General features: G+C 70.4%; 18 protein-coding genes. 11 read left to right on the top strand and 7 right to left on the bottom strand.

Annotated features, from left to right (window positions below):
- From serA to KY661_RS11090, 4 genes are all read right to left on the bottom strand, one after another.
- Complete coding sequence (serA, locus tag KY661_RS11105; RefSeq protein WP_225410181.1) at window positions 1-1251, bottom strand: phosphoglycerate dehydrogenase; 1251 nt, start codon at window positions 1249-1251, stop codon at window positions 1-3.
- 33 nt (window positions 1252-1284) lie between these two features.
- Complete coding sequence (locus KY661_RS37545) at window positions 1285-2910, bottom strand: ATP-binding protein (RefSeq protein WP_225410180.1); 1626 nt, start codon at window positions 2908-2910, stop codon at window positions 1285-1287.
- Between the two features lie 125 nt (window positions 2911-3035).
- The gene (locus tag KY661_RS11095; protein WP_225410179.1) at window positions 3036-4673 is read right to left on the bottom strand and encodes a trypsin-like serine peptidase; all 1638 of its coding nucleotides are present in this window, start codon (window positions 4671-4673) and stop codon (window positions 3036-3038) included.
- A gap of 145 nt (window positions 4674-4818) precedes the next feature.
- Window positions 4819-5193: a SpoIIAA family protein gene (locus KY661_RS11090; protein ID WP_075009541.1), complete on the bottom strand. Its 375-nt coding sequence runs from the start codon at window positions 5191-5193 to the stop codon at window positions 4819-4821.
- Window positions 5194-5319: 126 nt separating this feature from the next.
- Here KY661_RS11090 and KY661_RS11085 point away from each other — a divergent pair, with 126 nt between their 5' ends.
- The 4 genes from KY661_RS11085 to KY661_RS11070 all read left to right on the top strand — a co-directional run bounded on the left by KY661_RS11085 (window position 5320) and on the right by KY661_RS11070 (window position 8394).
- The gene (locus tag KY661_RS11085; protein ID WP_225410178.1) at window positions 5320-5580 is read left to right on the top strand and encodes a hypothetical protein; all 261 of its coding nucleotides are present in this window, start codon (window positions 5320-5322) and stop codon (window positions 5578-5580) included.
- A gap of 164 nt (window positions 5581-5744) precedes the next feature.
- Window positions 5745-6251: a GspE/PulE/PilB domain-containing protein gene (locus KY661_RS11080; RefSeq protein ID WP_225410177.1), complete on the top strand. Its 507-nt coding sequence runs from the start codon at window positions 5745-5747 to the stop codon at window positions 6249-6251.
- Window positions 6252-6401: 150 nt separating this feature from the next.
- On the top strand, window positions 6402-7268 hold the full coding sequence (locus KY661_RS11075; RefSeq protein ID WP_225410434.1) for an alpha/beta fold hydrolase: 867 nt from the start codon (window positions 6402-6404) through the stop codon (window positions 7266-7268).
- 127 nt (window positions 7269-7395) lie between these two features.
- On the top strand, window positions 7396-8394 hold the full coding sequence (locus KY661_RS11070) for a class I SAM-dependent methyltransferase (RefSeq protein WP_225410176.1): 999 nt from the start codon (window positions 7396-7398) through the stop codon (window positions 8392-8394).
- Here KY661_RS11070 and KY661_RS11065 read toward each other — a convergent pair.
- Window positions 8366-13354, bottom strand: a complete 4989-nt coding sequence (locus KY661_RS11065) for a protein kinase domain-containing protein (RefSeq protein WP_225410175.1) — start codon at window positions 13352-13354, stop codon at window positions 8366-8368. The two genes, KY661_RS11070 and KY661_RS11065, sit on opposite strands and share 29 nt — an antisense overlap.
- A gap of 375 nt (window positions 13355-13729) precedes the next feature.
- Between KY661_RS11065 and KY661_RS11060 the strand changes: the two genes are divergently transcribed.
- From KY661_RS11060 to KY661_RS11040, 5 genes are all read left to right on the top strand, one after another.
- The gene (locus tag KY661_RS11060) at window positions 13730-14704 is read left to right on the top strand and encodes a fumarylacetoacetate hydrolase family protein (RefSeq protein ID WP_225410174.1); all 975 of its coding nucleotides are present in this window, start codon (window positions 13730-13732) and stop codon (window positions 14702-14704) included.
- On the top strand, window positions 14701-15348 hold the full coding sequence (gene maiA / locus KY661_RS11055) for a maleylacetoacetate isomerase (RefSeq protein WP_225410173.1): 648 nt from the start codon (window positions 14701-14703) through the stop codon (window positions 15346-15348). Before KY661_RS11060 ends, maiA begins: the two co-directional genes overlap by 4 nt.
- Before the next feature lie 32 nt (window positions 15349-15380).
- Window positions 15381-16541, top strand: a complete 1161-nt coding sequence (gene hppD, locus KY661_RS11050; RefSeq protein WP_225410172.1) for a 4-hydroxyphenylpyruvate dioxygenase — start codon at window positions 15381-15383, stop codon at window positions 16539-16541.
- 3 nt (window positions 16542-16544) lie between these two features.
- Window positions 16545-17705: a homogentisate 1,2-dioxygenase gene (locus tag KY661_RS11045; protein WP_225410171.1), complete on the top strand. Its 1161-nt coding sequence runs from the start codon at window positions 16545-16547 to the stop codon at window positions 17703-17705.
- A 132-nt stretch (window positions 17706-17837) separates the two neighbouring features.
- Window positions 17838-18851 (top strand): zinc-binding alcohol dehydrogenase family protein, encoded by a 1014-nt coding sequence (locus KY661_RS11040; protein ID WP_225410170.1) that lies wholly within the window; start codon window positions 17838-17840, stop codon window positions 18849-18851.
- A gap of 6 nt (window positions 18852-18857) precedes the next feature.
- Here KY661_RS11040 and KY661_RS11035 read toward each other — a convergent pair whose 3' ends face one another.
- Window positions 18858-19610, bottom strand: a complete 753-nt coding sequence (locus KY661_RS11035; RefSeq protein ID WP_225410169.1) for an SDR family NAD(P)-dependent oxidoreductase — start codon at window positions 19608-19610, stop codon at window positions 18858-18860.
- A gap of 127 nt (window positions 19611-19737) precedes the next feature.
- Here KY661_RS11035 and KY661_RS11030 point away from each other — a divergent pair, with 127 nt between their 5' ends.
- A complete protein-coding gene (locus tag KY661_RS11030; RefSeq protein WP_225410168.1) occupies window positions 19738-20634 on the top strand; it encodes a LysR substrate-binding domain-containing protein in 897 nt (298 codons plus the stop codon).
- Window positions 20635-20663: 29 nt separating this feature from the next.
- Complete coding sequence (locus tag KY661_RS11025) at window positions 20664-21287, top strand: trimeric intracellular cation channel family protein (RefSeq protein ID WP_225410167.1); 624 nt, start codon at window positions 20664-20666, stop codon at window positions 21285-21287.
- A gap of 47 nt (window positions 21288-21334) precedes the next feature.
- Here the strand turns inward: KY661_RS11025 and KY661_RS37540 are convergent, their stop codons facing one another.
- A complete protein-coding gene (locus KY661_RS37540; RefSeq protein WP_225410166.1) occupies window positions 21335-23122 on the bottom strand; it encodes a sensor histidine kinase in 1788 nt (595 codons plus the stop codon).
- Between the last annotated feature and the right edge of the window lie 65 nt (window positions 23123-23187).

The raw sequence follows: 23187 nt of genomic DNA, 5'->3' as shown, positions 1-23187 counted from the left end.
TCAGGACACGATGCGCGTCTTGATGTCCGAGGTGAGGCCGGCGATGGCGTCGCAGACCGGGGCGGACACGTCCTGGTCCAGGTCCATCACCAGGTAGCCGATGTTGGCGTCCGTGCTCAGCACCTGCGCGTGGATGTTGGCGTTCAGGTCCGAGACGATGCGGTTGATGTCGCGCAGCACGCCAGGGATGTTGCGGTGCACGTTGAGGATGCGGTGCGTGCCGGGGATGAGGGGCGCCTCCACCTGCGGGAAGTTCACCGCGCCGGTGGTGGCCCCGGAGCGCACGAACTTGATGAGGGAGGTGGCCACCTCGCGGCCGATGGACTCCTGGGCCTCCTCCGTGGAGCCGCCGATGTGCGGGGTGAGCACCACGTTGGGCAGGTTCTGCAGCTCGGTGAGGAAGCCGTCGCTGTTGGTCTCCGGCTCCTCGGGGTACACGTCCACCGCGGCGCCGCCCAGGTGCTTGGAGCGCAGCGCCTGCGCCAGCGCGCCGATGTCCACCACCGTGCCCCGGCTCGCGTTGATGAGGCAGGCGCCCTTCTTCATCTGCGCGAACTCCGCGGTGCCCATCATCATGTGGGTGGAGTGCGTGGCGGGCACGTGCAGGGTGACGAAGTCCGACTCGGCGAGCAGCTCCCCGAGCGAGGCCGCGGCGCGCGAGTTGCCCAGCGGCAGCTTCGTCATGGTGTCGTAATAGATGACGCGCATGCCCAGCGACTCGGCCAGCACGCCGAGCTGCGAGCCGATGTGGCCGTAGCCGATGATGCCCAGCGTCTTGCCGCGCACCTCGTGGCTGCCGGTGGCCACCTTGCGCCACTGCCCGGTGTGCACCTCACGGCTGCGGTCGAAGAGCTGGCGGGTGAGGACGATGATCTCCGCGATGACCATCTCCGCCACGCTGCGCGTGTTGCTGAACGGGGCGTTGAAGCACGGAATGCCGTGCCGGTTGCTGGCCGGCAGGTCGATCTGGTTGGTGCCGATGCAGAAGGCCCCGATGGCCAGCAGGCCCCCAGCGTGGGCGAGCGCCTCCTCGGGCACGGTCGTCTTGCTGCGGATGCCCAGCAGGTGGACGCCCCGCAGCCGCTCGGCCAGCTCCTGGGGCTTGAGCGCGCCGGCCAGGCGCTCCACCACGAACCCCTCGGCCGCCAGCAGCTTCTCGGCCGAAGCGTGGATGTTCTCCAGCAGCAGGACCTGGATGGGCTCCTGGAGGCTGATGGGCGCGGAGGGGTTAGGGAAGCGGGCAGTGCTCATGGACCTCCGCTTTAGACGCCGGCCCCCGGGCTTTCAAGCTTCGCCTGAGTCCTCTTGCGGCAGCCGTGTAGGCAGGCAGAAGGTGAAGGCGCTGCCCTGGCCGGGCGCACTCTCCACCCAGATGCGTCCGCCGTGGGCCTGGATGATGCCCCGGGCGATGTAGAGCCCCAAGCCGCTGCCCTGGCGGGCGGTCTTCTCGGCCTGCCAGTGCCGCTCGAAGAGGTGCGGCTGGGCCTCCCGGGGGATGCCGGGGCCGGTGTCCCGCACCGTGACGAGGACGGTGTCCTCCTGGGTCCGGGTCTCAAGGGTGAGCGTGCCTCCCTCGGGGGTGAACTTCACCGCGTTGCCCAGGAGGTTGGCCAGCACCTGCTGGATGCGGTCCCGGTCGCACGGCACGGTGAGCCCCGTGGCGAGCCGCTTCTCCAGCCGGAGCGACTTGCGCAGGGCCTGGGACTCGATGAGGGCGAGCGCCTCCTCCACGAGGGCATCCACCGGCTCCGGGTGGCGCTCGATGGTGAGCGCCTGGCCCCCATCGAGCCGGGCCGCGTCCAGCAGTTGGTGGATGAGGGTGAGCATCTGCGCCACGGCCCGGTCGATGGCCCCCACCTGCCGGTCCAGCCGCTTCAGCTCCGGGTGCTGGGCCATCCGGGAGGTCATCATCGTGGTGCTCAAACGGATGGTGGACAGGGGGTTCTTGAGATCGTGCGAGACGATGGCCAGCACCTCCTCGCGCCCGGCCGCGGCCTGCTGGGCCGCCTCGTAGAGGCGCTCGTTGTCCGAGGCCAGGAGCCGCTGCCGCTCGGCATCCGCCCGGGCCTGCTGCTCGGCGCGGACCTGCTCCTCGTGGAGGCGGTTGAGGGTCAGGGCGTTGCGCCAGATGATGGCGGCGAGCGCCACCACCATCGTCACGATGAACAGGGGCGGGGCCAGGCGGAGGTGGATGCGCCCGGCCTGGGCCGCCCACCAGAACAGGGCGCCGCTCACCAGCGGAAGCAGCAGGGCGGGCACCATCCGGCGTGCCATCACGCCCCCCGCCGCCGGTGAGGTGAGGAGGCTCACGGGGGCCCGGTGCGGTTGAAGCGCCAGGGCCCCCAGGCCCAGCAGGAGCAGGGACCCCAGGGTATGCGGGGCCATGCCCAGCGGGCCCTGGGTGCCGTAGAGGCGCGGCTCCTGAAAGACGTAGCCCGTCAGGGCGATGAGACACGGAATGAAGGCGCCCAGCGCGAAGCCGGGGGCCCAGGCATTGGCGCGGCCCTGAGCGTTCGCGCACAGCAGCCCGCTGCCAATCAGCAGGAGGGTGACGGCGCTCTGCGGGGACGTCTGAAGGCTCCAGAGCCCCGCGTCCGGCCAGGGTACCAGCCGGGTATGGCTGGCCAGCTCCACGGCGTTCACCCCCAGGAGCAGGACGGTGGCCCACCGGCGGGGCGTGCGCCCGCCAGGAGCCAGCCGGAAACTCCCCAGGATTCCCGCGGCCAGGAGGAGGCTGGAGGCGGTCGCGGGGACCATCGCGGGCAGGCTTGGGAACAGGCGGTTGAGCCCGTTCCCGCCCACGAGCCATCCCAGAAGCACGGTGCCACCCAAGAGGAAGACCAGGGCCGCGCTCAGGCCCGGCAGGACTCGGCTCTTGGGGTGGATGGCTTCGGGTGCTTCCTCGCGCACTGCTCCCCCCTCCTGTGGGGAAACATGAAACTAGGTGTGTTTTCCGCCAGCGGCTGCCCGGCGGCGAACAAGGCCGGGCGAAGTGTCCAGGAGTCGCCGCTTGCCGGCCAGAGGTGCAGGGGCGCTTACTGGAGGGTCCAGGCCACGGTGCCACCGCACGAGGTGCTGTTGTAGCAGCCCGCGCGGATCTGCAGCGTGCCGGCCGTGGGCGCGGTGTAGCTCAGGTTCGAGCCCTTGCCGCCGCAGGCATCGTCGCTGGCGGCCACCTCCGTGCCGCCCACACCGGCGAGGCGCACGTAGGTGTCGCCGTTGGCCGCGCTGCCCGCCAGCCCGCAGGTGCCCAGGGTGATTTTCTGGCCCGCGCGGACCGTCACGTTCTGGTTCACCGTGTTCTGCCGGGCGCTCTGGGTGTTGCTGGCGTTGAAGCCATAGGTGCCGCCCTCGGACGGCCCGCCGGCCAGCTGCCACACCACGGTGCCCGAGCAGCTGCCGCTGGAGTAGCAGCCCGCGCGGATCTCATGGTTGCCGCTGGTGAGCACGGTGTAGGTGAAGCTGGAGGAGGCGCCGCCGCAGGCATCGTCATTGGCGGCCACCAGGGCCCCGCCCGGCGAGAGCATGCGCAGGTAGGTGTCCCCGTCGGCCGTGGCCCCCGTCAGGCCACAGGTGCCCACGGTGAGCGTCTGCCCCGCGGTGAGGGCCAGCACCTTGTTGGTGGTGTTCTGCTGGGCGCCGTTGGTGTTGCTGGCGCTGAAGCTGAAGCTGTTGGCCGGGGGCGGGGGTGGGGGCTGCGGCGGGCTGCCGCACAGCCTCAGGCTGCCCGCGCCGGCGCACAGCGCATCGAGCGCGGGGCCCACGTAGGTGATGTCCTCGCCCCGGCAGCCGGTCAGCGCGCACACGTTCACGGCCTTGCAGGAGCCGTTGGAGACGTAGTCCGTCTCGCCCCGCACCAGGATGCCCGCCACGCTGTAGCCGCTCATCTCGTACACGCCCGAGCCCGAGTTGCCGCCGAAGGTGTCCGTGGTGGCGACGAAGTAGTCCCGCGTCCCCGCCCGTGCGTCGCGCACCGTGCCGCCCGAGTCGATCTTGAACGGAATCCCACTGCCCGAGCCGATGACCGTCACCGGCTGGCCCACGGCGAGCGCCTGGCGGGCCGTGCGCACCGGCGCGGGCATGAAGCGGGGCGTGGCTGGGCGGTCCAGCCGGAGGATGGCGAAGTCCAGGTTCACGCCATTGGCCGTGGACTGCTGGCGCGTGACGATGGACTGGCAGCTGAAGATGTCCTCGGAGGTCACCCGCTCCAGCGCGGTGCCGCTGGTCCGGTAGAACTTGAAGACGAGGCGCGTGCTGGCGCAGGCCGCGGCGCTGGTGACGCAGTGGCCCGCGGTGAGCACGAGATCATCATCGATGAGCGTGCCCGAGCAGAAGGCGGCCGCCGGATCCTCCAGGAACCGCTCGGTGGGGCACAGGTTGTAGGTGGCGCGCAGCGACTTGGCGGTGAAGGCGACGTTGCCGGGGGTGCTGGTGTCGAGATCCTCCGGGTGCATCAGGGCCACGGTGGCCTGCTGGGCCCGCGCGCGCAGGGTGGCGTCCGGGTGCGCGTAGACGTCCATCCGGTCATCGGTGCCGTAGACGACGGGGGCCTGCGCCGTTCCCAGGGCAGGGCCCTCCAGCGGCTCCTCACCACAGCCCGGCGCCAGGACGGTCCACAGGAGGACACCCAGCACCTGCGTGCGCCCGGAGGCGCGGAGCCATTGCTTCTTCATGGGGGGATATCTCCAGCAACGAGGGATGACCTGCCCGGTGACGGGCGGGGACTTCACCATGCATAAAGTCCCTTTTCTTGTCTCCCCATCCCCCGCCAGACGTCTCGAAGTTCCCGGATGAGACGCCAGGAACCGGACGGAGGGGTTACTCGTCGTCTGGATTCTTTAGCCAGGCCAACGCTTCATCGCGCGACTCGAAGGTGCGCGCCGGAATGTTGAGCATGGCCTGCTTCGTCATCCTCCAGGCCTGGAGGCCCGAGGCCGCGGTGGACACGATGCGCGCCGAGCGCTTCATGCCCTTGAGCTGGGCGAACGCGTTGAGCTTCGCCATCACCGCCACCATCGCGGCGGACATGACCCGGAGCTGGGATTGATCCACCAGCGCGCTCCACTCGCCGAGCCCCTCGATGATCTCCCGCACGCGCGACAGGTACTCGTCCACGTCCTGCTGGGTGGGTTGGGGCGGGTAGATGACTTCGAGGATGCGCTCGGGCTGGTGGACGTGAATCTGGAAGGGCATGCGGTGACGGCTCCGGGGCACGGTGGGGACGGGTGGCCGTGTTGGCGGCGCATCCTAGCCCTGCTCTGGCGGGCAATTCACTCTCTGGCCCGAAAATGTCAGACCCGGCCGGTACGGGGGGATTTCATGCGAGCGAAGCTGTCCGTCCTGGTGCTGGGCCTCCTGCTGGGACGCGCGCCACCGGAGGCGGGTGTGCCGGAGGCCGGCCGGGAGCACCGCGGCGCGGGGGCGCCTTCCCCTGCCCTGCCCCAGCCCGAGGTGCCCCGGGCCCTCAAGCACCCCTGCCAGGTGATCACCTTCATCCAGGTGCCGTGCGACACCGGCACTGCCACCTGTGAGTACACGTACTGGGAGTGCCCCCCGGCGGTCAACCTGCTGAGGGCGTGAGCCGCCCGGTAATTTCGGCAGCCCCGATCTGGAAAATCCTTCTCCCCGCCGGGGGAGGGTGCGCCGCAACCCCATGAGATGTCTGGACCGGGCGTGTGGCACGCCAGACGCAATACCTCCTCCCAGGCCGATGAGGCCGTGAGCAGGAGGACAGCGTGGGAAGGATGAGGCTGGGAGAGTGGCTGGTTCACCACGGGGCGTTGACGCCCGGGCAGGTGGAGACCGCGCTCGCCTATCAAGCCCGCTGGAAGTGCAAGTTCGGCCAGGCGGTCCTGGAGCTGAACATGATGCCGCGCGAGCCGTTTCTGCGCTTGCTGGCCGGCCACCTGAAGGTGGCGTTCATCCGTCCGGAGCAGATCGACAAGGTGCCCGCGGCCACCGTGCGCAAGCTGCGGGCCGACGTGCTCGCCCGGCTGCGGGTGGTGCCCCTGCGCTTCGAGCAGGTGGGGGCCCGGGGCTCGGTGTATCTGGCGACGCACCAGCCCGAGAACCTTCAGCTGCTTGACGAAGCGTCCTTCGTCACCGGCCTCACCGTCGTGCCCGTGCTGGCGATGGCCGAGGACATCGAGCGGACCTTGCGGCGCCACGGCGTTCTCGGGGGACGCCACCTGGAGCCCATCGAACTGCCTCCCGAGGAGGAGTGCCGCCCCTCCCTGTCCCCCGGACGCTGACCCGCGCCGGTACTCGCCTGGTCTGCCTGCGGTGGGACGGGCCACCGGGGACCTGACTGTCAAGGCGGTGGGGCAGCACGGGAGGCCAGGGAAGCATCCGCCCCGGCTGTGACGTTCCGCTTGCTGCTTGACCCTCTGCCCTCGACGACCATGCCCTATCTGCCCATTCGCGGTGCTCAGCTCTACTACGAGGACTCGGGAGGACCCGGCGAGCCCATCGTCTTCAGCCACGGGTTGCTCTGGGACTCGAAGCTCTATGCCCAGCAGATTGCTTCCCTGAAGGACCGCTACCGCTGCATTGCCTATGACCACCGGGGCCAGGGGCGCAGCCTGGCGCCGCCCGGCAAGGGCATCGAGCTGAGGACGGTCTACGAGGACGCGGTGGCGCTCATCCAGGCGCTGGGCGTGGGGCCGTGCCACTTCGTGGGGCTGTCCATGGGGGGCTTCGTGGGGCTGCGCGTCGCCGCGCGCCACCCGGAGCTGCTGCGCTCGCTCATCCTGATGGACACGTCCGCGGATGCCGAGACGCTCTGGAACCTGTCGCGCTACTGGCTGCTGACGGCGGCCACGCACTGGATGGGGCTGCGGCCCGTGGTGGACCGCATCATGTCCATCTACTTCGGACAGGACTTCCTGAAGGACCCGGCCCGGGCCGCCGAGCGCGAGGCGCTGCGCCGTCAGCTGGCGAGCAACCCCCGGGACGTGTGGCGGGCGATGCAGGGGGTGATTACCCGGCGCGCCGTCACCAGCGAGCTGGAGCGCATCCGCACCCCCACGCTCATCCTCGTGGGGGAGGACGACGTGGTGACGACGCCCGAGCGCGCCGAGTCGCTGCACGCCCGCATCGCCGGCTCGCGGCTCGTGCGGCTGCCCCACGTGGGCCACATGTCGAACCTGGAACAGCCGGAGCAGGTGAACCAGGTGCTCCACCGTTTCCTGGCGGACATTTCCGCGAAGGCGCGCGCCACGGTGCGGCCTCCCCGGAAAGGCCCCCTGGTGGAAGCATGGCAGCCGTGAAGATGCAACCGGTGCGAGTCCACCGGTTGCCCAGGGAGCGCGCACTCTCCTGCCGCCTTTCTTGCGGAATGCCTACACCTGGGTCCTGGGGTTGTGCCTGTTGATGCATGACCCCTCCCTTCTTTTCGTGAAGACGTCCGATGCCGTCCGCGCGGTGGAGCGCAACACCTTGATCGCGCCCCCCTACGACGGACACCCGCTGGCGGATGTGTTCCACCAGGCCACCTCATGGCTGGATGGCATCCACCGGCAGCTCACCCACGGTGGCGATGTGCATGTGGCGATGCAGACGTTGCATCGAGGGCTCTTCCTCCTGCGCCGCCAATGGAGCCGGAAGGACTGGCGCCACTTTTGCCTGGAGCACGCGCGGATTCACCCCCTGCGCGAGCTGCTGCACCAATGTCCCTTCACCCGCCACGGCTATGAGCGCCCGCGAGGCTATGCGGGCGACGCGGCGTTGATCGACTACCTCTACGCGGAGTGCGTGGGGGCCGAAGGGCACATGCAGCCGGGCGGCCACATCTACCGCTTCATGTACCAGCAGCCGAGCCCCCGGAGCGTCCGGGAGCGGCGCGTGTTGCTGGCGCGGGAGATCGACGCGGCGGCCACGCGCACGCACATGCCCCGCCTCCTCTCGGTGGCCTGCGGACACCTGCGGGAGTCCGAGCTGTCACACGCAGTGAAGGAGCACCACATCGGGGACTTCATCGCCTTCGATCAGGATCCGATGAGCCTGACGGAGGTGACGCGCCAGCACCCCAACAACGCCATCCGGCCCGTCTGCGGCTCGGTGCGCGCGCTGCTGACGGGGCGCACGGTGTTCGGCCACCTGGACCTCGCCTACTCGGCAGGCCTGTATGATTACCTGTCGGACAACACGGCCCGGCGCCTCACGCAGATCCTCTTCAACATGCTCAACCCGGGCGGGCGCCTGATGGTGGCCAACTTCGCCACCTGCCCCGAGGCCGGCTACCTGGAGGCCTTCATGGACTGGTGGCTCATCTACCGCGATGAGGACCAGATGCAGGCCCTCACCCTGGACATTGATCCCAACGAGATCGCCGCCACGAACATGTTCCGCGACAGCGAGCAGAACGTCATTTACCTGACGCTGGACCGGCGCTGAGCTCCGGGGGGCGCCGGGGGAGCGTCACGGTGAAGGTGGCGCCCTCACCGGGGACGCTCCGCACCTCCACGCGCCCGCCGAGCGCCTGGACGATTTCCCGCACCAGCCACAGGCCAATGCCGAACCCGCCGTAGTGGCGCACCGAGACGGCGCGCTCGAAGCGCTCGAAGATGCGGTGCGCGTCCTCGGGGGCGATGCCGATGCCCTCGTCCCGGACCTTGAGCACCGCCTGGCCCTCGTGCTCCTCGAGCACCACCTCGATGGGCTTGCCCGCCCCGTACTTCATGGCGTTGGTGAGCAGGTTGCCCACCACCTGCTCCAGCCGCATCGCGTCCCAGTGGCCCACCAGCCGGTCCACGGCGCGCAGCTCCACGGGGCACTCCGCGCGGGCCAGCGCCTCGCGCGAGCGCTCCAGCACCCCGCGCACCAGGGAGACCAGGTCCACGTCCTCGACCTTGCCGAGCAGCTGCCCCTGGGCCACGCGCGAGATGTCGAGCAGCTCGTTCACGAGCCGGCCCATGCGCTGGGTCTGCAGGTTGGCCGACTCCAGCTTGGTGCCCAGCCGCTCCGGGGACATCTGCGCGGTGCCCTGGCGCAGCTGAATCATCATCCCCTGGAGGTGGAGCTGGAGCGAGGTGAGCGGCGTCTTCAGCTCGTGGGCGGCGATGGACAGGAAGTCATCCCGGCGCCGCACGGCCTCCTGCTCCTCAAGGTAGAGCCGGCCCCGCTCCTCCGAGAGGGCCGCCATGCGCTCGAAGCCCTCCGCGTTCTCCAGCGCCACGCTGGCCAGCGTGGTGATGAAGCCCGTGAGCCGCTCCTCGTCCTCGCCGAACAGCTCGCCCACCCGCCGGTGGCTGGCGCACACGCACGCCACCGTCTTGCCGCGAATCTGCAAGGGGGCGCAGATGAGCGAGCGCACGCCCAGGAGCTCCATGCTCTCGCTCACGCCGCCCGGCAGCCCCTGGTCGAGGACGGCGGGGCGGCCCGTCTCCAGGGCCCGGGCAATGGCGGTGCGGCTCACGCCCGCGGTGAGCCGCACGTCCTCGGGCAGCACGGCGGTAGGGTCCAACACCACGCAATGCTCGGCGCGCAGCAGCTCCAGCATGGACTGGCGCACCGCCTCGAACACCGCCTCGCGCGTGAGCGCGGAGGCGATGCGCCGGCCCGCCTCCAGCACGCGCGGGAAGCGGTCCACGAGCGACAGCGTCTCCGGACGCTCGGGGGCGGCGCCCGGGGTGAGCGCCTCCTCCGTGAGCCCCTGCTCCATCTCCTGGAGCTCACGCGTGGCGAGCTTGAGGTCCTCGGTGGCGCTCGGCCAGCCCAGGGCCTTGCCCACCTGGCCCCGCGCCAGCAGCGTCTGCGCGCGCTCGTGGCGCATCTTCAGCTCCCGGGCCACCTCCAGGCTCTGCTCGAACCACTTCCGGGCGCGCTGGGGCTGGCCGGCCATGGCCGCGAGCAGGGCGCGCTCGCGCAGGGCGTGGGGCAGGTTGTTGCGGTAGGTGCGCGCGAGCGTGTGGGCGTGCCGGGCCACGCGCCCGGCGTAGCGCAGCAGCGAGGCGCGCCGCTGGGGGGCGAAGGCGGAGAGGCTCTCCACGTGCTTTCGCAGCGCGGTGGCCAGCAGCCCCGGCACGGGGGCCACGTACTCCGAGCGCAGGTGGGCGTTCTCGACGACCCGGCTGGCCTGCTCCAGGGTCATCACCGCGCCCTCCGGGTCGCCCTCGTGGAGCTGGCGCAGGGCCTCGGCCATGAGGGTGCCCGCGCGCGACTGAGGGTCCGCGCTGGGGTTGAGCAGCTCCTCCTCCAGCACGCCGCGCGGGATGCGGCCCCCCGAGGCCTTGCTCCAGGCCTCCAGGGCGAGCCGCACCGCGTACCGGTCCCCGATGGACTGGGCCGCCCGGTGCAGCTGCTGGGCGGAGCTGAGCGCCTCCTTCATCCGGCCCAGCCGGTAGAGCGCCATGGCCACCTGGAAGTGGGCGTTGTTCACCTCCCACCGGTCCCCGGTGCGCTCCAGCAGGCGGATGGCCTCGCTGCACCGCTCGATGCACTCCTCGAAGCGGCCGGAGCAGTAGAAGGCCAGGCCGTAGAAGTGCAGGGACTGGCCCTGGCCCCACACATCGCCCATCTGCTGGCGCATGCGCAGGGACTTGTCCACGTAGGCGATGGCGCGGCGGAACCAGGGCAGCACCGTGGCCACGGGCGAGTGCTCGGAGTAGGCCTGGGCCAGCTCGGGCGTGGGCGGGTAGCGCTCGGCGATGTTCAGCCCGCGCAGGTGCGCCCAGAGCACCGCCATGCGTCCGCGCTGGTACCAGTAGCCGTAGGCCATGCGGCTGTAGATGTGGACGGCGAGCAGGTCCTTGGCGCTGGCGGTGTCCTCCAGCGGGCGGCGGGCCAGCCACAGCCCGGGCACCAGGGTGTGTCCCGCCTGGACGCCCAGCTCCCACGCCGCGCCCAGGCCCAGCATGGCCTCGCTCTCGGGCACCCACCGCCCCAGCAGCCGCAGGCCCTTCTCCAGGGCCGCGTTGCCCTCGTCGGTGATGCCCCGCTTGAAGGCGAGCTCGCCCAGCTTGGACCACATGCGGGCCTGCTCCACGGGCTCGCCGGCCAGCTGCTGGGCCCGCTCCAGCTGCTGCTGGGCGGCGTCATACCGGCCGCGCAACATCATCACGTCGCCCAGCCCGGAGGCGATGCGGTAGCGGGTGTCCGCGCCGGCGCCCTCCGCGCCGCGCTCGGCGATGCGGTAGTTGATCTCCGCGGCCTCCAGGGCGAACTGCTGCCGGGCGCGCTCGGCGGCCACCAGTGCGTGGGGCAGGGCCAGGGCGCTCTCGCCCGCGGCGTCGAAGTGGTAGGCCAGCTCGAACGGGTCGGCCTGCTCGCTGGCGGCGATGGTGCGCGCCGTCAGCCGGTGCAGCGCCTGGCGCTCCTCGGGGCCCAGCAGCCCCAGCAGCGCCTCGCGCAGCTTGTCGTGGACGAAGGTGTACCTGCCCCGGTTCTCCTCCCAGAGCATGTGCCGGCGCCGGGGCTCGTCCAGCGCGGCGATGATGGGCTCGCGCGCCGAGCCCGACAGCGCCTCCAGCCGGTCCAGGCCGAAGCTCTTGCCCAGCACCGCGCCCACCGACAGCAGGCGCAGGGACTCCTCCGGCAGGAGCTTCAGCCGGCGCACCAGGAACGCGGCGGCCTGGCGCGAGGAGCGCACGTGCGCCATGGCGTCCGGGTTCACCTGCCAGCCCTCGGGGCCCGCCACGAGCGCGCCGTCCTCCACCAGCCCGTGGAGCACCGCGGAGGCCATGAACGGGTTGCCCTCGGACAGCCGGGCCACCAGCTCGGTGGCCTCCGGCGGCAGGGCCCCCGCCATGGACTCCGCCATGTGCGTCACCTCGGCGGCGCCGAAGGTGGCCAGGCGCAGGTGGGCACTGGGTTTGAGCCGCCGCAGCACGTGGCCCGCGTCCACCTCCTCGCTCCGGAAGGACACCACGAGCAGGATGTGGCTGCGGTTCTGCGGGAGCGACTGCTGCCAGTTGTCGAGCGCGCGCAGGGTCAGCTCATCGGCCCACTGCGCATCGTCGAGCAGCACGAGCGCGGGCTCGTCCGCGGTGCCCAGCGCGCCCAGCAGCGAGGTGAGGGCGCGGATGCCGCGGCTCTCGCCGAACGAATCCGGGCCCAGGTTCTGTTGGACTTGGGGGCCCAGGATGGGCTCGAGCTGGGGCAGGGCGGTGCGCAGCGCGGCCTCCTGGCCCGCGAGCCGCTGGCGCAGGGCGCTCACCAGCGCGGGGCGCTCCTGGGCCGCCGCGGCGATGCCCGCCGCCACCCCCGAGAAGAGCTGGAAGGGGTGCATGGCGGACTGGTCCACCGCCTGGCCCTGGAGGACCCAGGCCCGGTGGTTCACGGCGCGCGCGGCGAACTCCTCCAGCAGCCAGCTCTTGCCGCCGCCGGACTCGGCCTCGACGATGACCAGCCGCCCGGGCTCCGCGCGCGTGCGCTCCAGCTCGCGCTCCAGCACCGCCAGCTCCTCGTGGCGGCCCACGAAGGAGGGCTCGGTGAGGCTGCGGCGCTGGTCGTGGACGCCGGTGACGAGCTCGGGCTCCGCCTCGCCCTGCGAGAGCGCCTCATCCAGCGCGCGCAGGTCCGCCAGCGCGGACTCGGCGGACTGGTAGCGGTCCGAGGGGTCCGTCTGGAGCAGCCGCCCCACCAGCTCCTCCAGCGCGCGCGGCACCTCCACCCCGCCGCTGCGCAGCTTGGGGCGCGCGCCCAGGTGCTGGCGCAGCACATCGCCCACGGACGTGCCGTCGAACGCCGGGCGGCCCGAGAGCGCCTCGAAGAGGACGATGCCCACGGAGTACAAGTCCGAGGTGGTCTCCACCGAGCGGTTGAGCAGCCCGGCCTGCTCCGGCGAGAGGTAGCGCGCGGTGCCCACGGGCAAGTCCCTCAGCGACGGGTCCAACCGCTCGCTGCGCGCCAGGCCAAAGTCCACCAGCGTGGCGCGGTCCAGGGGGCTGCCCTCGACGATGATGTTGGAGGGCTTCACGTCCCGGTGAATCACCCCGTGGCGGTGCGCCTCGGCGAGCCCCGCGAGCAGACACTGGCCCAGCGTGAGCACCTCCGCGGGCGTGAGGCTGCCATGCTCCAGCCGCTCCTGGAGCGTCTCGCCGGGAAGGTAGGGCGTCACCCGGTAGATGAGGTCTCCGGAGGAGCCCAGGTGCAGCACGGGGGGGAGAAAGGGGCTGTGCAGCTCGCTCAGCACGGCGGACTCGTGCTCCAGCCGCACCCGGGCGGTGGAGACGAGCGAGGCCCGGGATGTCATCTTGATGACAACCTGCTCGCCGGTCCGGTGATCATTGCCCAGCCAGGTGGACACACCCCGGCCCGTCTTCAATCGCCGCAGCAGCTCGAAGCGATTGCCCAGGCGCCTGCCCGGGAGGGGCTCTCCGGGGACGGCGCCGGCCTGTGGAAAGCCCTCTGCCATGTAGTGCCCTCGCCCTCCCTCCGCCCTGCCGGGAGCAAAGCGGTCATGCCGTAAGCTTGGTTCCAGGACAGGCCCTGCCAAGGGGGCAGCGGCCGCTTCAGGGACCGGCTGCTCTGGCCTTCAACAATGCCAGGGGGTCTGACTCCCATTCCTGCGCACATCGCCCCATGGGCTGGCTGGGCAGCAGGCTTGCAGGCAGGCATGACGCGGCGCGTGCGGAGGAAAAGATGCGTCCGCCGGGCCAAACGCGCAATGCATGGAGGGAATTGCGGACGTGGGACAAGCAGGCGGCTTGACACCCTTGGGGGCCCCGTCCGAAAAGCCCGGCCCAAGGTGGCCCGCTGTTTTCCTTCCCCGCCGCCCGGGAGCCTGAGAGTGAAGCTCGCGACCCTCAAGGATGGAACCCGTGACGGGCGGCTCATCGCCGTCAAACGGGACAACTCGGTGTATGCGCTGGCCACCCACGTGGCCCCCACGCTCCAGGCCGCGCTCGATGACTGGGAGGCCCGGGAGCCGCAGCTGCGCGAGCTGGCCGCGCGGCTCGAGGCGGGCACGGTGGAGAGCCACCCCCTGGACGTCCGCGCGCTGCTGGCGCCGCTGCCCCGGGCCTACGAGTGGCTGGATGGCAGCGCGTTCCTCAACCACGTCCTCCTCGTGCGAAAGGCGCGCGGCGCCGAGCCCCCCGCCACGCTGAAGACGGATCCGCTCGTGTACCAGGGCGGCTCGGGGGAGTTCCTGGCGCCCACCGCGGACATCCCCCTGGCGGATGAGGCCTGGGGCATGGATTTCGAGAGCGAGGTCTGCGTCATCCTCGGGGACACGCCGCAGGGGACGAAGGCGGCGCAGGCGGGCCGGCACATCCGGCTGCTGATGATCTGCAACGACGTCTCGCTGCGCAACCTCATCCCGGACGAGCTGGCCAAGGGCTTTGGCTTCGTCCAGAGCAAGCCCGCCACGGCGTTCGGCCCCTTCGCCCTCACGCCGGATGAGCTGGGGCCCGCGTGGAAGGAGGGCCGGGTGCACCTGCGCCTGCGCTCCACGCTCAACGGCCAGCTCGTGGGCGACACCGAGGCGGGGGAGATGCACTTCTCCTTCCACGAGCTCATCCAGCACCTGTGCAAGACGCGGGGCTTCACCGCGGGCACCATCCTGGGCAGCGGCACGGTGTCCAACGAGGACCGGGCCCGGGGCATCTCCTGCCTGGCCGAGCGCCGGATGATCGAAGCCATCGACGAGGGCAAGCCCCGCACGCCCTTCATGAAGCCCGGGGACACCATCGACATCGAGATGCTGAACGCGGAGGGCCAGAGCCTCTTTGGCCGCATCTCGCAGAAGGTGGTGAAGCGGTGAAGCTCTACGGCTACTGGCGCTCGTCCTGCTCGTGGCGGGTGCGCATCGCCCTGAACTTCAAGGGGCTGCCCTACACCTACGAGGCGGTCCACCTGCTCAAGGACGGGGGCCAGCAGCACACGGAGGCGTACCGCGCCGTGAACCCCTTGCGCACGGTGCCCACGCTCGAGCTCCAGGAGGACGGGCAGGTGCGAAGGCTGGCCCAGTCCATGGCCATCCTCGAATACCTGGAGGAGCGCTACCCCACGCCCGCGCTGTTGCCCCAGGAGCCCTGGGCCCGGGCCCGCTGCCGGATGCTGGCCGAGAGCGTGAATTCGGGCATCCAGCCCCTGCAGAACACGGCGGTGATGCAGTTCGTCAAAGGCGAGCTGAAGGCGGACGAGCGGGCCTTCGCGGCGCACTGGAATGTCCGGGGGCTGACGGCCCTGGAGGCGCTGGTGAAGGAGACGGCGGGGACTTATTGCATCGGTGAGCAAGTGTCGTTGGCCGATCTCTTCCTCGTGCCGCAACTCTACGGCTCGCGCCGTTATGGGGTAGATCTCTCGCCGTACCCCACGCTCACCCGCATCGAGGCGGCGTGCGGACACCTTCCCGCCTTTCAGGCGGCCCATGCAGACCGGCAGCCCGACGCGGTACCTGCCTGAACGTTCTCTTCTTCTCTTCCAAGGAGCCGACCATGGCCAAGATCGAATCGCTGGGCATCAAGACCATCGAGAGCGTGCATTGGTATGTGCACGACCTGGAGCGCAGCCGCCGCTTCTACACGCAGGGGCTGGACTTCGCGGAGCTGGGCGTGTCCTCGCCCGAACTGGAGAAGGCAGGCAAGCAGAAGTCGGCCGTCTTCCAGGCCGGGGATGTCGTGCTCGTCGTCAGCCAGCCGGTGGGCGAGGGCGGCCGGGCCTGGCGCTACCTGCGCAAGCACCCGGACGGCATTGGCACCGTCACCTACGAGGTGGAGGACGTGGAGAAGGCGTTCCGCCTGCTGGAGGAGCGTGGGGGCACCTTCATCACGGAGATCCAGCGCTTCAATGACGAGCACGGCGGCCGGCTCGCCATGTTCTCCATCACCACGCCGTTCGGTGACACCACCTTCCGCTTCGTGCAGCGCGACGGCTACCGCGCGCTCTTCCCGGGCTTCGTGGCGCACCCCACGGCGAAGGGCGGCAAGAACCGCTTCGGCTTTGGCCACATCGACCACATGACGGCCAACTTCCAGACGATGCGGCCCATGCTCCTGTGGATGGAGCACGTGATGGGCTTCGAGTCCTTCTGGGGCATCGAGTTCCACACGGAGAAGGAGGGCACCGTCAAGAAGGACCACGGCTCGGGCCTGCGCTCCGCGGTGGTGTGGGATCCGAAGAGCGGGGTGAAGTTCGCCAACAACGAGCCGCTGCGGCCGTTCTTCAAGGCCTCGCAGATCAACGTCTTCAACGAGGACCACCGCGGCGATGGCGTGCAGCACCTGGCGCTCACGGTGAAGGACATCATCAGCTCCGTGAAGGAGATGCGCGATGCGGCGGGCATCCAGTTCATGCCCACGCCGGGCTCGTATTACGATCTGCTGCCCGAGCGCATCCAGCGCATGGGCATCAAGAAGATCGACGAGGACATCAACACGCTGCGCGACCTGGAGATCCTCATCGACGGGGACAAGGAGCACAGCTACCTCCTGCAGATCTTCATGAAGGAGGCGGCGGGCCTCTACAAGGACCCCGCGGCGGGCCCGTTCTTCTACGAGATCATCCAGCGCAAGGGTGACAAGGGCTTTGGCGGCGGCAACTTCCGCGCCCTGTTCGAGAGCATCGAGCGCCAGCACAAGGCCGAGGGGCGGATCTAAGCCATGTTCGAGCGCCGCGTTGCTGGGAAGGTGCCCCGCAAGCACCACATCCAGTTCCGGGATGAGCAGGGGGCGCTCCTGTTCGAGGAGTGCTTCACGCGCGACGGGTTCGAGGGGCCGTACACCATCGCCTACCACCAGAAGGCGCCGCACACGCAGAGCCTGGCGGCGGCGGCGCACGGGTGGAAGGTGCCGGAGGCCGTCCCCGGACGGCACCTGGCCAAGAGGCACTACAAGTCCCAGGAGATGAAGCGGGTGGGGGGCGCGCCGATCAATGCGCGCGTGCCCCTGCTCTTCAACGCCGACGTGACGCTCGGGGTGCTGCACCCCACGGAGCCGGACCCCGTTTACTTCAGCAACGCGGACGGGGACGAGCTCTTCTACATCCACGAGGGCAGCGGGCGGGTGCGCTCGCCGCTGGGGGACCTGCGCTTCAACGCGGAGGACTACGTCTTCATCCCCCGGGGCATGGTGCACCGCATCCTGCCGGATGCGGGCGTGGCGCAGTACTGGCTCTCCATGGAGCTGAAGGGCGGCCTGCACCTGCCGAGGCAGTGGCGCAACGAGGTGGGGCAGCTGCGCATGGACGCGCCGTACTCCCACCGGGACTTCCGGTGCGTGGAGTTCACCGGGCCCCAGGACGAGGGGCTGCGGGAGCTGGTGGTGAAGCGGGGCGAGGCGTTCCACGGCTTTGCCTACCAGCACTCGCCGCTGGATGTGGTGGGGTGGGACGGCACGGTGTACCCGTGGGCGTTTCCCATCCTCAACTTCCAGCCGCGCGCGGGGCTGGTGCACCTGCCGCCCACGTGGCACGGCACCTTCGCGGCGCGCGGGGCGCTCATCTGCTCGTTCGTGCCGCGCGTGGTGGACTTCCACCCGGAAGCCATTCCGTGCCCCTATCCGCACACCTCGGTCGACTGTGACGAGTTCCTCTTCTACTGCCGGGGGAACTTCATCAGCCGGCGCGGGGTGGGGCCCGGCAGCATCAGCCACCACCCCATCGGCATGACGCACGGGCCGCACCCGGGCGCCTACGAGGCCAGCATCGGCCACCGCACCACGGAGGAACTGGCGGTGATGCTCGACACGGTGCTGCCGCTGCACCCCACGGCCGCGGCGCTCAACATCGAGGATCCCGGCTACCAGAACAGCTTCATTCCCTGAGGCGGCGCCCCCCCTTCGCACCGGGAGGGGGGCATCTTCGCTTTTCAGGGGAAAGTGTTTGCGCTCCGGGCCTGTTTTTCCCCGCGGGGGGAGGGGCCATCATGGGAACACTTCTTCCCTGGAGCACCTGCCATGAAAGCCATTGGGTTCTACAAGCCGCTGCCCGTCGACCACCCCGAGGCGCTGCTGGACATCGAGCTTCCCGAGCCGGTGCCGGGGCCGCATGACCTGCTGGTCGATGTCCGGGCCGTCTCGGTCAACCCGGTCGACACCAAGATTCGCCGGGGCGCCGCCCCGAAGGCGGGCGAGGCGCGGGTGCCGGGCTGGGATGCGGCGGGCATCGTCCGCGCGGTGGGCAGCCAGGTCACCCTGTTCAAGGCGGGGGACCGCGTGTGGTACGCGGGCGACCTCACCCGGCCGGGCAGCTACAGCGAGCGCCACCTGGTGGATGAGCGCATCACCGGCCGCATGCCCAAGAGCCTGGATTTCGCCCACGCCGCCGCCCTGCCCCTGACGGCCATCACCGCCTGGGAGATGCTCTTCGACCGGCTGCGTGTGCAGGATGCTGACCCCACGCAGAACAACGGGCTGCTGGTGATTGGCGCGGCCGGCGGGGTGGGCTCCATCCTCGTCCAGCTGGCGCGGCAGCTCACCGGGCTCACGGTGATTGGCACGGCCTCGCGCCCCGAGACGGGCGAGTGGGTGCGGAGCCTCGGCGCGCACCACGTCATCGACCATGGCAAGCCGCTCGCGGAGGAGCTCAAGCGCGCGGGACTGGGCGAGGTGCCCTACGTGGCCGGCCTCACCCACACCCATCAGCACTTCGCGCAGATCGTCGAGGCCCTCGCGCCCCAGGGCAAGGTGGTGCTGATCGATGACCCCGAGTCCATCGACGTGCGCCAGCTCAAGCGCAAGAGCGCGTCGCTGCACTGGGAGCTGATGTTCACGCGGTCGATGTACCAGACGGCGGACATGAAGCGGCAGCACGACCTGCTCAACCGGGTGGCGGACCTGGTCGATGCGGGGACGATCAAGACGACGTTCTCGGAGCACTTCGGGCCCCTCAACGCCAAGAACCTCTTGCGCGCCCATGCGCTGATCGAGAGCAACAAGGCGCGCGGCAAGGTCGTCCTGGAAGGGTTCTGACGCGGCTCAAATCTGGGCCGCGCCCCCGTCGACGAAGAGCTCGGCCCCGTTGACGAAGCTGCTGGCGTCCGAGGCGAGGAACACCGCGGCCTTGGCGACCTCGTCCGGGTCCCCCAGCCGGCCCAGGGGAATGGTGGAGGCCATGTGGCTGAACATCGCCCGGGCCTCCTCCTCGCTCTTGGCGAGGCCGTGCAGGCCGGGCGTCTTGATGGGGCCGGGGCTGATCGCGTTGACGCGGATGTGGCGGTCCTTCAGGTCCAGCACCCAGCTCCGGGCGAAGTTCCGGATGGCGGCCTTGCTCGCCCCGTAGACGCTGAAGGCCGCGCTGCCCTGGATGCCCGCCGTCGAGCTGGTGAGGAGGATGGAGGCGCCGTCGCGCAGCAGCGGCAGGGCCTTCTGCACCGTGAACAGCACGCCCTTGACGTTGGTGGCGAAGGTGTCGTCGAAGTGCTTCTCGGTGATGGTGCCCAGCGGGGCGAACTCGCCGCCGCCCGCGTTGGCGAAGAGGATGTCGATGGGGGCCTGCTGCTGCTTCACCACCTCATAGAGGCGGTCAATGTCGTCCAGGTTCGACATGTCGGCCCGGACGCCCGTGACGTTCGGTCCCCCGGCCTTCACCGCCGCGTCCAGCTCCGCCTGGCGGCGGCCCGTGATGAAGACGGTGGCGCCCTCGGCGGCGAACCGCTTGGCCGTGGCCAGGCCAATCCCCGACGTTCCCCCCGTCACTACCGCCACCTTGCCCTGAAGTGTGTTGCCCATGGTGCTGCTCCCTGTTGCGTGGCGAAGGAGTTCGCCGTCCATGAGGGAGATCTAGATTTGGAACGCTGAGCCCGGTAGATGGGCTTTTCAGGAACCTGCGTTCCGATTTCAGAACGATGAGGGGGCCATGCACGACCTGAACGACTTGTTCTTCTTCTCCGAGGTCGTCGCGAACGGTGGGTTCGCCCCGGCCGGCCGGGCGCTGCGGCAACCCAAGTCGAAGCTCAGCCGCCGGGTCGCACAGCTCGAGGAGCGGCTGGGCGTCCGGCTCATCGAACGCTCCTCGCGGCGCTTCCGCGTCACCGACGTGGGGCAGGCCTTCTACGAGCACTGCCAGAACGTGATGACCGAGGTGCGGCGGGCGGAGGAAGCGGTGGCGGCGACCCAGGGCGAGCCCCACGGGACGGTCCGGTTCAGCAGCCCGCTGGGCATGATGGAGCCGCTGGCGGCCATTCTGGTGCGGTTCATGGCGCGCTACCCCCGGGTGAACCTGCAGGTGGTGGCCACCAACCGGCCCGTGGACCTCATCGCCGAGCGCATCGACGTGGCGCTCCGGGTGCGCACCTCGCTCGACACCGACGCGGCGTTCACCGTGCGCACGCTCACCCGGAGCCGCCGCATCCTCGTGGCGGGCCCCCCGTGGGCAAATGACTTGAAGTCCGCGACGGCCCTGGAGGCCCTCCGCGAGGTGCCGGCGCTGAGCTCCGCCGAACAGGCGGGCGAGGACGTCTGGGAACTCCAGGGGCCGGGGGAGCGGATGGACACCTTTCGCCATGTGCCCCGGCTGGCGTGCGGGGACTTTCACGCCGTGCGGGAGGCGGCGATCGCCGGGTTGGGGGTGGCGCTGTTGCCCGCCCACTCCTGCGAGGCGGCCCTGCGCTCTGGCCAGCTCGTCCAGGTGTTGCCGGACTGGCACGGGCCGGATGGAATGGTTCACCTCGTCTTCACCCGGCGCCGGGGGCTGCCGCTTCCGGTGGCCGCGTTGATTGACCACCTCGCCGAACATGTGCGCGGTCCGATGTAACGGGTAACCTGCGCCGCGCCATGCGGAACATGAGCCTTCCCCTCTTCGAACTCGCCCATGCCATCGTCTGGCTCGATGTCCTCGGCATCGCGGTGTTCGCGGCCTCCGGGGCGCTCGCGGCGGCTCGCCGGAAGCTGAACCTCGTCACCTTCTGCTTCTTCGCCGCGGTGACCAGCACGGGCGGTGGCACCGTGCGGGATCTGCTCATTGGCGCCCCGGTCTTCTGGATGCGGGACTCGCGGGTGATCGCCGTCAGCCTCAGCGTGGCGCTCCTCGTCTGGGTCACGCCCGCGCGGTTCTGGCGGGGCAAGGCACTCGACTGGTTCGACGCGATTGGACTGGCCGCCTATGCCGTCTATGGGGCCGCCAAGGCGCAGAGCTTCGGCATTCCGGCGTTGCCCGCCACGGTGATGGGCGTGGTGACCGGGTGCGTGGGCGGCGTCATCCGCGACGTGCTGGCCGGCGAGCCGTCGATCCTCTTGCGGCCGGAGATCTACGTCACCGCCGCGGCGCTGGCCGCCGCGCTGTTCGTGGGCCTCCGCGCGCTGGGCGCTCCCGAGTCACTCGCCGCGGGAGTCGCGGCCACGGCGGGCTTCGTCCTTCGGGCGCTGGCCATCGCGAAGGGACTCGCCCTGCCTGCCTACCGGGGCTGACGGGCCCGCTTGGGGACGTGCACGCGTGGCTTGGAAGGTGTTCCCGTTCAGCGGAGTGAGAGGGAGGACAGGACGACGGTGAAGGTGGCGCCCTGTCCGGGCGTGCTCATGACGTGCACGGAGCCGCCGTGCATGTCGACAAGCTCGCGCACGATGAACAGTCCCAGCCCGAGTCCGCTCACCTCGTTGCCGTTCACGGCCCGCTCGAATTTGTGAAAGATGCGCTCCTGGTCGGCCGGGGCGATGCCACGGCCATGGTCTTTCACCCGCAGCTCGGCCAGGTGCTCACGCCGGCGCACGCTGACCTCGACCGGAGTTCCCGCCCCGTAACGCGCCGCGTTCGTGAGCAGGTTGGTGAGAATCTGCTCGAGCCGGTGCCGGTCCCACGTGCCGATGACGGGCCCCTCGGCTTGCACCGACACCTCGCACCGCGCCTCGGCCAATTGGAGCGCCAGCTTCGCCACGACCTCGTTGGCCAGCGCCGCCAGGTCGAAGGTCTCCTTCTCGAGGTCGAGCTTGCCGGTGGTGATGCGAGAGATGTCGAGCATGTCGTTGACCAGCCGCGCCAGGCGCTGGGTCTGCCGGGCGGTCTGGTCCAACAGCTTGCCCGCGGCCTCGGGCGTCAGGGCCTGCTCCCGCTGGAGCTTGCGCTGAAGCACCTGGGTCTGGAGCATCAACGAGGTGAGCGGCGTCTTCAGCTCGTGGGAGGCCAGCGAGAGAAACTCGTCCCGCGCCCGGATGGCCTGTTCCAGCTCCTGCCGGGCGGATTGCTCTTCCTGCGCGTGCTGGCGCAGGCGCCCGGCCGAGATGGCGAGCGACTCGCCCAGCCGGTGGACCTCCGCGATGGAGGAGGGCCCGAGCTGGGGCTGGCCCCCCGAGGCCAGGGCCTCGGCGGCCGTGGCCGCGGCGTGGATGTCCCGGGCGAAGCGGCGGGCGAAGGTGATGGCGCCGGCCGCGCTCAGCATGAGGGCCAGCACCCCGGAGGCCCCCACGGCCAGGAGCGAGCGCCGGAAAGGACCGTCGAGGGCCTCGATGGGGACGGCCACCGCGGAAATCCAGTCCCAGGTGGCGGAGCGGCTGAAGGCCACGTACGCGGGCCTGCCCTCCATCGTGTCGAGGCGGAACACGCCTTCGGTCCGGGCCTCCGTGATGGAAAGGAAGCCGGTGTGGGCCCGGGTTCCGATGAAGCGCTCGGGGCTCCTCGTGCGGAAGACGATGATGCCCTGGTGATCGATGAGGGTGCGGGTGAACTCGTCGTCCTCCACGGGTTTCTGATGGCTCACGGCCTCCTGAAGGGCCTGGGGGGTGATGACGGCCGTGAGCACATAGCGAAGCTGATCGTCTCGCGTGACGGGGATCCGGAGCGGGAAGGCCCATTGCCCCGTGGATTGACCGGGCGCGAGGGCTCCGGCCGTGGGCTGGCGCGTCTCCAGGGTGCGCAGGAGGCTCTCGGGCTCGGTCACGCGGAGCGGAGGCGTTCCTTTCGGGCGCCTCAGGTTGACGAGCTGCTCTCCCTGCGGCGTCAGCAGGATCACCGTCAGCCAGGACGGCTGCGTCCGCGCCACGCGCTGGGCCTCGGCGCGAAAGCCCTCGATGTCACCGTGGTCGAGCGCCGCGGACTGGGCCAGCGCCTGGAGCGTGCGGAGGCTCGCGGACATCTCGCGCTCGAAGGCAAAGGTGATCATCTGTGCCGAGCGCTGCAGGCTGCGCTCGGCCACCTCCTGCATCTGGCTGGCCCGCTGCATCACGACGAGCCCGGAGAACGCCACGACCGGGAGCACCGCGCCCGCGGTCAGCAGGGCGAGGTGCCAGCGCAACGGCCGGGGGCGGCTCACCGGGTGCTCTTCCGGCCCCTTCATCACGAGCAGTGGCCCACTTCGCGCCGCGGAGGGAGGCGGCG

The organism is Allostigmatella hybrida (genome assembly GCF_020103775.1).
Lineage (GTDB): Bacteria > Myxococcota > Myxococcia > Myxococcales > Myxococcaceae > Hyalangium > Hyalangium aurantiaca.
The sequence above is the reverse complement of the archived record's forward strand: the minus strand, read 5'-3'. Positions and strand labels throughout refer to the sequence as shown.